Annotated in this window: 2 protein-coding genes; both read right to left on the bottom strand. The window is 38.3% G+C overall.

Annotated features, from left to right (window positions below; translation table 11 throughout):
* Positions 1 to 232 precede the first annotated feature (232 nt).
* Complete coding sequence (locus CDO51_RS14825) at positions 233 to 631, bottom strand: IS110 family transposase (protein WP_240503591.1); 399 nt, start codon at positions 629 to 631, stop codon at positions 233 to 235.
* 53 nt (positions 632 to 684) lie between these two features.
* On the bottom strand, positions 685 to 816 hold the full coding sequence (locus CDO51_RS15140) for an IS110 family transposase (protein ID WP_143824746.1): 132 nt from the start codon (positions 814 to 816) through the stop codon (positions 685 to 687).
* Between the last annotated feature and the right edge of the window lie 130 nt (positions 817 to 946).

Below are 946 nucleotides of genomic sequence, written 5' to 3'. Positions count from 1 at the left end.
CAAGTACTTGTTCTATCTTCAACTAAAGCTTCATTCTGTGACAAAAGAGTTTTTAATTCTTGTCTTGCCATAAATATGCCTTCTGTCACACCAGTGCTATGCGATGCTGCTTGAATTACCTTTCTAGCTCTTTTTTCACCTACTGCGCGTTTTACTTCGCTTTTCCAGCAGCTCACTATGCTTTCTACACTTTGACTTAGGATTTCTTCAGGCAGAGGAAAGTGTTTTAGAGTTAAAAGCGCTGCTTTCCATCCCAATTCTTAAATACTGTCCTGAATTCAGGGAAATAGCGATCTAACCAATTATCTACTCTGCCTTTAATGCGGTTCAGGTCTGTCATCAGCCGATCTCTTAAGTTCATCCCTGTACGAAGTTCTGCATATATTCCAGTCGGAATATTCGGTTCAGAGTAGCGACCATCTTTTAAAAGTTGTGCTATGACTCTAGCGTCTTTTACGTCATTTTTGGTTGGTGAATTGTCGTCTAATTCTTTGCTTCTTTTGACATGGTTCGGATTCACTAAAAGTGGCTTTATTCCCACTTGCTTTAGAAACTGCCCTAGGTTCAGCCAGTATTGCCCCGTAGGTTCCATACCGACTAGCACTTCTTCTTTTTCCTGTTCTTTTTTAATAGTTTCTAACCAACTGAAAAACTTCTTAAAGCCTTTTCTGTCATTTTTGAAATTTATTGGTCTTGCAACTCAACACCTCTAAAGTCCTGAGCTCTTGCTACATGTGATTCTTTAGCAATGTCTACACCTATGATTAATGTTGATTCTTGCACTTGCTTAATTCTTTCATTTTGAGTATACTTCATAGTAAGTACCTCCTCTGCTATTTTAATTAAGGGTCGTTAAGGGTCGACTTCAGTGACGACACCTCGTATATTAGCAGGAGGTACTTTTTTTATCATTCTTCATTTAAATTCATTACAGGAATGCTTCCTT

The organism is Natranaerobius trueperi (genome assembly GCF_002216005.1).
GTDB lineage: Bacteria > Bacillota > Natranaerobiia > Natranaerobiales > Natranaerobiaceae > Natranaerobius_A > Natranaerobius_A trueperi.
The sequence above is the reverse complement of the archived record's forward strand: the minus strand, read 5'-3'. Positions and strand labels throughout refer to the sequence as shown.